Source organism: Helicobacter pylori (genome assembly GCF_015904775.1).
Taxonomy (GTDB): domain Bacteria; phylum Campylobacterota; class Campylobacteria; order Campylobacterales; family Helicobacteraceae; genus Helicobacter; species Helicobacter pylori_DM.
Map to the genome: position 1 here is coordinate 1 of NZ_JADZNC010000023.1, position 8138 is coordinate 8138.

At 37.7% G+C, this 8138-nt stretch carries 11 protein-coding genes; 1 reads left to right on the forward strand and 10 read right to left on the reverse strand.

Annotated elements, in window-relative coordinates:
- Window positions 1-120: 120 nt before the first annotated feature.
- The 10 genes from I6852_RS07720 to recR form a co-directional block, all read right to left on the reverse strand.
- Window positions 121-606, reverse strand: coding sequence for a GNAT family N-acetyltransferase (locus I6852_RS07720; protein WP_197292063.1), 486 nt, complete (start codon window positions 604-606; stop codon window positions 121-123).
- A 96-nt stretch (window positions 607-702) separates the two neighbouring features.
- Window positions 703-1458, reverse strand: a complete 756-nt coding sequence (locus I6852_RS07725; protein WP_000775569.1) for a 7-carboxy-7-deazaguanine synthase QueE — start codon at window positions 1456-1458, stop codon at window positions 703-705.
- 3 nt (window positions 1459-1461) lie between these two features.
- Entirely contained in the window at window positions 1462-2064 is a 603-nt protein-coding gene (locus I6852_RS07730) for a 6-pyruvoyl trahydropterin synthase family protein (RefSeq protein ID WP_197292062.1), read from the reverse strand.
- Window position 2065: 1 nt separating this feature from the next.
- Window positions 2066-2725, reverse strand: coding sequence for a hypothetical protein (locus I6852_RS07735; RefSeq protein WP_024118551.1), 660 nt, complete (start codon window positions 2723-2725; stop codon window positions 2066-2068).
- The gene (gene surE, locus I6852_RS07740; RefSeq protein WP_033585381.1) at window positions 2722-3525 is read right to left on the reverse strand and encodes a 5'/3'-nucleotidase SurE; all 804 of its coding nucleotides are present in this window, start codon (window positions 3523-3525) and stop codon (window positions 2722-2724) included. Before surE ends, I6852_RS07735 begins: the two co-directional genes overlap by 4 nt.
- Window positions 3522-4433: a polyprenyl synthetase family protein gene (locus I6852_RS07745; protein ID WP_197292061.1), complete on the reverse strand. Its 912-nt coding sequence runs from the start codon at window positions 4431-4433 to the stop codon at window positions 3522-3524. Before I6852_RS07745 ends, surE begins: the two co-directional genes overlap by 4 nt.
- 15 nt (window positions 4434-4448) lie before the next feature.
- Window positions 4449-4991, reverse strand: a complete 543-nt coding sequence (gene folE, locus I6852_RS07750; RefSeq protein WP_000426948.1) for a GTP cyclohydrolase I FolE — start codon at window positions 4989-4991, stop codon at window positions 4449-4451.
- A complete protein-coding gene (gene htpX / locus I6852_RS07755; protein WP_231626171.1) occupies window positions 4992-5924 on the reverse strand; it encodes a zinc metalloprotease HtpX in 933 nt (310 codons plus the stop codon).
- On the reverse strand, window positions 5911-7056 hold the full coding sequence (truD, locus tag I6852_RS07760; protein ID WP_197292059.1) for a tRNA pseudouridine(13) synthase TruD: 1146 nt from the start codon (window positions 7054-7056) through the stop codon (window positions 5911-5913). The genes htpX and truD overlap by 14 nt, the downstream gene beginning before the upstream one ends.
- Complete coding sequence (recR, locus tag I6852_RS07765) at window positions 7053-7634, reverse strand: recombination mediator RecR (RefSeq protein ID WP_001099598.1); 582 nt, start codon at window positions 7632-7634, stop codon at window positions 7053-7055. Before recR ends, truD begins: the two co-directional genes overlap by 4 nt.
- Window positions 7635-7795: 161 nt before the next feature.
- Between recR and I6852_RS07770 the strand changes: the two genes are divergently transcribed.
- Entirely contained in the window at window positions 7796-8002 is a 207-nt protein-coding gene (locus I6852_RS07770; RefSeq protein ID WP_001115881.1) for a 2-hydroxymuconate tautomerase family protein, read from the forward strand.
- The last annotated feature ends 136 nt before the right edge of the window (window positions 8003-8138 follow it).

The window sequence follows — 8138 nt, forward strand, 5'->3', positions numbered from 1 at the left end:
GAAACAAATTTTTAAAAACAAGCGTTTATTTTGGGGTTTATTTAGCGTTAATTAGGCTATGTTAATCAAAGTTTGATAGGGAAAAATATCGCTTGGGCATGTGTCAAATGGATGCGCTAATTAAGACAGAATCTTTTCCATAAAAAGAGTGGGGAAAATCAAAGTCTCTTCGCCCAACTCCACCACGCAATCCTCTTCTTTGATACGCACAAAACCCAGCTTTTGATAGAGGTTGCATGCCTTGATTTGGCTTTTGCTCACATGCAAAGAGATTTTAGTATAGCCTTTGATTAAAGCGTATTTCTCCACGCTCTCATAGAGTTTTTGACCCAGTCCTTGGGATTGATAAGTGCTATTTATGTGGAATTTACACAGCTCTGCTTCTGTTTGATTGATAGGATTAAGCCCACAAATCCCAATGAGCTTGTTACCCTCTCTCATTTCAAAAAATTCCCCGCCATGCTCGCGCAATTTTTGAACAAACCCGCTAATACTGGGCAAAAGATCCAAGCGTTGGATAAACCCTAAAGGGTTGTCAGCGATGCGCTCAGCGTAAAACTCTTCTAATTCAGTGGGGTATTTGGGCGAAAAAACTTTGATGGTCATGATTTCCTAACTTCCAAAGATGAAATGATCCCTTAATGAGCGTAATGATAACAATTTTTAGCTTAAAATAATAACGCTTTGTATGATATGATGGATTTAAAACCCTTTCTTATTATCCCACAAGCGGATATGAAGCCTATCGCTCAGCCTGAAACCATGCTTTATGGCTAGGGGGGCTAGGGTTTTTAGATTTTTATCTAGCTCGTTGTTATTTGTGCCTAAGGGCATTAAAAAGATTTCATTATTTTTTAAGGAGAGTTGTTTCAAAAGGCTTTGAATTTCTATAATAGATTGAGCGGCGTTTTGACTCTCCAATACAAATTTAAAATGCACGCTTTTAGCGTTATTTAAGATATTTTGTAAGGCTTTGAGGTTGATCCGCTTGCTTTCTTCCTCCAAAGAAAAAGAGAGTTTGACGCTTAGAGTGAAATGCAATTCTTTTAAAATAGGGCTAAATTCAAAAAAAATAGAACCATTGCTCTCTACACATAAAGGGATTTTTTGGCGATAAAAATGCTCTAAAACGCTGATTAAAATAGGGTTATTGAAATACAAGCTTGGCTCCCCGCCTGTAAGAATGAAATCAAAATGTTTATAATTAGGGGCTAAATTAACTAATCGTTCAATCAAAGATTCAGGCTCATTGTAATAATCCCAAGTTTCTTTGAATTTAGGATGCACCGCATACAAACTATCGCAACCTGTTAGAATTTCATCATGCAATATGGTTTTACAATTAAAGCCCTTGCATGAAAGGTTACACCCCCCTAAGCGTAAAAAAAGACTGGGTTTGCCTATGTTTTTTCCTTCACCTTGTAAGGAAAAAAAGCTCTCAACGACCGGGAGTTTCATTTTTTAAGGGATCTGGTGTAAGGGCTTAGCGTGAAAAAAGCATTTTTCTTCATCGCTAATGATTTTATTGAAAAAATCCTTATCATGCCACAAATTTTGAATGCCTTGCGAGAAAGAGACGCAATGATCATGCACTAAAGATTTAAAATGAGGGTTTTCTAAATCTTTTAAAAAGCTTTCCGCGTAGCCGTTTTTAGTCTCATGCACGCGCACGCTAGAAACCTTTAACTCCCCTTCATCATTAGAAAAAACGCTTTTTTGTAAAATCCTTGTCAAGTAGTATAAAAACATAAGAGCGTAAGCCTCTGCGCTCAAATTAAACGAGCATTTCACGTAACGAACGCAATGATTTTCTATAAAACGCTGAAACTCAAGGCTTTCTTTATCCCAAAAATGATGGGCATGATCAAAGGAGTCTATAAAGGTTTGCATCTCTTGTTGCATCAGCCCAAAATCTAACGCCATGTTCGCGCTATCCAAGCGGTTGGTTTCAATAAAAACTTCCACTTCATAATTATGCCCATGGATATTTTGAGCGCATTTTAAAGAAGAACAATTGCGCACCACATGGCTAGCGCAAAATTTATACAATCGCCTGATAACCATTTCATTGCCTATAACATGGCTGATAAAGGGGCAGTCTTAAATTATAGTAGTAGCGTTCAGGGCGGTTAAAATCAATGCGTTTGATCGTGCTTTTAATCAAATCCCTATAGAGCATCTGATAGCCGCAAGTCCTCCCGCTCACGCTCCCATCCACGTATAAAACCCGTTTTTGCAGCACCACATCATACCAATCCAAAATAAAATGCGAATTAGCGCTCATTAAAATTTGCTCGCTAAAGCCATTGATAGCGTAGTAATCGGTAGGGGTTTGAGAGCAATAAAACTGCCCCCCAAGAAAATAACAAGGTTTATTGACTTGATCGATTAGTTGGTAATTGTATTGGTAGAATGGCACAGCCGAGATATTACGGACAATGCGTGCATAGATCACATTTTTGGCTTTATCTAGCGGGAATTCCGCTTGCGTGAAGACATTGTAAAAGCCTAATTTTTGCAATTCATAAACAATCACGTTGATATAATAAGAAGTCATCGCATCGCTTCTGTCATAAGCCACCACGATAGTGGAATTATAGTTGAACAAATAATCCCCTGTAACTTCTGAATAATACCCCATGTGCAAGCGGTGCTGGCATGCATTAAAGAAAAAAAACACCCCAACAATTAGCCCTAAAAAAGCCAAGCGGTGCTTTCTATTCACTTTAACATTCCCTCATGCCAAGATTCCAAGCTTTTTAGATCATCATAACTGGTTAAGTCTAAATTTAAAGGCGTGATAGAGGCATGGTTTGAAGCAATAGCGTCAAAATCAGAGAGCCTGTCTTCATTTTCGCGCTTTTGCCATTCTAAAGGGTGTAGCCCTAGCCAAAAATAGCTTTCGTTTTTGGGGTCTGTGCGTTTATGCACTTCTTTTTTATACAGCCTATAGCCTTTAGGGGTGATGCGTTCGCCCTTATATTCTTGTAAGGAGCAATTAGGGACATTCACGTTTAAGAGTTTGCGCCCTTTTAAAGGGTAGCCGTTTGTGAAAATGTTTTGGACTAAATCCTGGATGATCTTTTGAGCCAGATCAAAACTGAAAGGGGTGTTTTTGTTTTTGTTAGAAAGGATTTGAGAAATCGCAATGGAAGGCACGCCCTGAATGGTGCCTTCAATCGCTCCGGCCACCGTTCCCGAATAAATCGTGTCTTCGCCCATGTTAGATCCAAGATTGATCCCTGAAATCACTAAATCAAAACAAACATGTTTAAAAAGCTCATTGATCGCCAGATACACGCAATCGCTTGGCGTGCCATCATCAATCCTGTAATGCCGGCCTTCTTTGCCCTTAATTTTCTCCGCTCTCAAAGGCGCGGTGATCGTGATGCATTGCGAGCATGCGCTTTTTTCATGCTTGGGGGCGACCACATAAATTTCTGCCATTTCTTCTAAAGCTTGTTCTAAAGCTTTAATGCCTTTTGCATGGTAGCCATCATCGTTGGTGAGTAGAATTTTTTTCATGTCTTGCCTTTAAATAGAGTGTTCAATAATGCGTTTAAATTTTCTTGCAATAAAGGATAAGCGGATTTTAGTAGATTTAAATCGTTTAAAACCTCTGTCTTTAAAGTTTGAGCGTAATTATTCGCCTTTTCTAGCCCCAATAAATTCACAAAGCTGTTTTTGGCACCGTCTAAATGAGTGGTTTTACCGCTCTCTTCTTCATCTTGCGTAACATCTATAATATCATCTAACACTTGAAAACAAAGACCCGTTTTTAACCCAAAAGCCTGAAGCCATTTAAAAAGCTCTTCATCTTTAATACCGCTCGCAACAAGCCCCATCATCAAGCTCGCGCTAATCAATTTAGCGGTTTTATGCTCGTGTAAGAAAGTGAGTTGTTCTAAATTTAAGGGCGTGTTTTCAAAATAGCAATCCAAAGCCTGCCCTAAAACCATGCCTTTAATCCCCCCATTAACGCTTAAGATTTTGACTAATTCCACAATGATATGGCTTTCTAGTAAAGCGTTTGAAAGCAATTCAAAAGAATAAGTGTTGAGCGCATCGCCGATTAAAACGGCTGTGGTTTCATCGTATTTAGCATGTAAAGTGGGGTGGTTTCTCCTTAAAATAGCGTTATCCATGCATGGCAAATCGTCATGGATGAGCGAATAAGTGTGCAAGCATTCAATGCTTAAAGCGATTTTAAAATATTCTGTTTGTTGGTTAGAATAATCTTTTTGACCCACTAAAGAGCAAAGCACGGCTAAAAAAAGCTTAGGGCGAAACCTTTTACCCCCATTAAGCACCATTTCAAAAAAGGCTTTTTCCAAATAAGGGTGGAAGCTTTCAAGGTGTAAATGATGGTTTTTTAAAAAGCTCTCAAAACGCTCGCACTCATTATAATAAAAGGATAAATTAGGGTTACTCATGCATAGAATTATAACCTAAGATTTTAAGAGTTGCATAAATTCAGCTCTGGTTTTAGGGTCTTTTTTAAAGAGGCCTCTTAACACGCTTGTTTTAATGATCGCATTTTGCTTTTGCACCCCTTGCATGCTCATGCACAAATGCTTGGCTTCACAAACCACGATCACGCCCCTTGGCTCTATGATTTCATCAAAAGTTTCTGCAATTTGAGTGGTCAGCCTTTCTTGGATTTGTAGGCGTTTGCTATAAATTTCAATGAGTTTGGCGATCGCGCTAATGCCTACAATCTTTTCCTTAGGGATATATCCCACGCTAATATTCCCAAAAAAAGGGAGCAAATGGTGCTCGCAAGTGGAGTAAAATTCAATGTTTTGAGCCACTATCATTTCATCGCAAACGCCTTGAAAATACGCGCTTTTTAAAGCCACTTTAGGATCTTCTTTATAGCCTTTATACAAGAATTTCCATAATTCTTGAACCCTTTTAGGCGTCTCTTTCAAGCCTTCTCTATTCTTATCTTCGCCGATATTTTCAAAAAATTGGTTGAAAAAATTTTCCATTTAGATCACATGTCTTCTTAAGGATTGGATACGATTTTTAACGCTAGGGTGGGTGCTAAACATTTCAGCGTTAAAAAGATAAGCCGCTGATCGGGTGCTATTTTTATCTACTTCTTTATAATCGTTGTTGGTGTAATCGTTGGAAATTTTTTGTAAGGCTCTAATCATGGGCTTATTGTCATGCATTAAAAACGCCGCCCCGCTATCGGCCATGTATTCTCGTGTGCGACTCAAATGCATTTGTAAAATAAGCGTTAAAAAAGGCAAAATGATCTGTAAGAGTAATAAAATCATTCGGGCTAAATTCGCCCCACTATTCTTGCGATTCCCCATGAAAAAATACACGCTAAAATTAGCCACCAACAGCATGATATTGCTTAAAATCCCCACGCACATGGTCAAGCGGATGTCGTTGTGCCGTATGTGGCTGAGCTCATGAGCGATCACGGCTTTTAATTCATCTCTATCCAACCTTTCTATTAAAGCGCTTGTAAGAGCGATAAGAGAATTAGATTCATCCCACCCGCTCGCAAAAGCGTTCATGTAAGGGGCGTTAATGATATAAAGTTTAGGCTCAAAATGAAGCTTAGCTTCTTCTAAAAGCTCTAACAAAAGGCGATGGATTTGATTTTCTTTAGAGCTTAAAACCTTGCTTGGGTCAATAAGCTTGTATTCATCACCGCTTAACATGATAGAGCTAAAATTTTGGATACAAATAACAATAACGACAAAAGCCACTAAAAACATGATAATGGTGATCGTAGGAAAAATTTGAAAAGTGATGAGTTTAAAAAGGGCTATGCCTAAATCATTAGCGTTGATTCTAATAGCATCCACCAATAACCCGATAAAAGCAAAAATCGCGCAATAAGTGGTTAAAACCGCGTTCGTTTTGAGCCTGTTTTGCGCGATAATCTTTTCAAAATTCGTCATTATTTTCTCCTTTCTCATGCTTGATTTCTTTGAGCAACGCGCTCGCATAACTCCCTTTAGGCAAGTAAAATCCCAATTCAAATTGCGCTTTTTCTTTGATGTATTGAGAAGTTATATTTTCTGCAAACACCCAAAAAAACCGCCTAGAGCCTAGCGTTTTAGCATGGCTATTTAAAAGGTTATGCTGGAATTCTTTTTCAATTTCTAAACTCAAATTTTTTGCATAAAGAGCTTTTTTGCCGTCTAGTAACCCCGTAGGCACAGCTTCTTTGTTTAAAAACCTTTCGCCCTCTTTTTCTAATTCTAAAGCGTCAAAAAACTTCCCATAAGGGTAATGGCACATCACATCGCCTTCTAAAATTTTAAAGGGGTGGGCTTGGTTTTTAAGGGCTTTTAGAGTGTTTGGATTAACGCTTAAATTGTTTTGTTTAAAAAATTCTAAATTTTCTTTTAGGCTAAAAGCGCTAATGATTTTACTGATTTCTAATCGTTTGCTTAAAAGCGCGTTAAACAAATAACTTTGATAGCTTGAAATTAAAAAAGTGTTTAATTTTTGATGGGCAAATTTCGTTTTATTTTGCAAGATTTTTAACCCTTCTTTATGGTTATCATTGAACTTCCCGAAGCGTTGTGAGCCAAAATAATTAGGCATGCCAAACTGCGCGATTTGTTCTAAAACCTGCTTTGTTTTTTGAGCGTTTAGGGGGGTCATTTTTTTAAAACGCATAAAAAAGCGATTCCCTTTTAAATGCCCTAATTTGATTTTATTATGATGGTAATTCAAAGATAAAATCTTAAGGTTTCTTTCTTGCAAATTATGCGTATTTTTTTCTAATAAAGGGGCGTATTTTTTGGGGAGTGAGATGAATTGAGTCGTCAGCGCATTTTTATCTTTCAAGCCCGCATAACCCAATTCGGCGATTTTTACCCCTAAAATTTGAGAAAAAATGTGAAGCATTTCTAAAGTGCTTAAACCGCTTTTCCTCACTTGAATAACGGCATGTTCGCCTGTGTTGCTAAATTCATACAAAGGCACTTCATGCACGCAAAAATCCCTAGCGCTAGAATTGAAATGAAAATCAATGCTCGCATGGTTATAAGCATGCAATAGGGGCATAAAGTTTAAATTCATGCTTTGATCCTTGAATTAAACGCCCTTGAGAGCGAAACGGAGTCAATGTTTTCAAAATTCACTCCAGTAGGCACGCCTTGAGCGATTTTAGTGAAAGTGAGGTGGAAATGCTGCAATTTATCTTCAATATAAAGCATTAGAGAATCATTAGCTAAAGTGGGAGGGAAAGCAAAAATGATTTCTTTAATGTTTTCTTCAATCAGGCGTTTTTCTAGGGCGTTAAAATCCACTTCTTCTATAGAATTTAACACATAATAGCGCCCTAAAAAGTCCTTTAAGTCTTCTAAAATAAACACGTCTCTTGGGTGTAAAACCATGCAAAGCTGAGAATTTTGTCGGCTCTCATCAGAACAAATCTCACAAACCTCACTCTCGCTGAGCGCGTTACAAGATGCGCATGTTTTAAGGTTTTCTAGGGCGTTTTCTAAAGCATGCGTGATTTTTAGCGCCAGATAGGGGTTTTCCAAACCCAAATGATACGCCATTTTAAAGGCGGACTTTTTACCCACATTGGGGATTTTTTCTAAACAATCTACTAAATTTAAAAAGTGGTTCAAGCTGTTTTTATAAGTATTCATTTTGTTAGTATATCAAACTTAACTTGACTTGAAAGCCACTAAAAGGGCTTTTATTGTTTTTTATTTTATTGTTTTTTAAAAGGGGGTTTAAGATGAAAAAGCGCTAGTGAAGCGTTTAAATAAAAGTGTTATAATACGCTATCTCAATTTTAAGGAATAACATGCCGTTTATCAATATCAAACTTGTGCCAGAAAATGGAGGGCCAACAAACGAGCAAAAGCAGCAATTGATTGAAGGGGTTTCAGATTTGATGGTTAAGGTGTTAAACAAAAATAAGGCTTCTATTGTGGTCATTATAGATGAGGTGGATTCTAATAATTATGGTCTTGGGGGCGAGAGTGTCCATCATTTGAGGCAAAAAAACTAAATCTAGTTTTTAAAATTCAAAGGTTGCGATACGCTAAAATGTAAGGGGTACTCATTTTCTACCCCCCTAAAAACTATAAACATAACTCACATTAAACGCCACAAGGCGTTTGAAAAAGAGGGAAGTGTTTAACCCT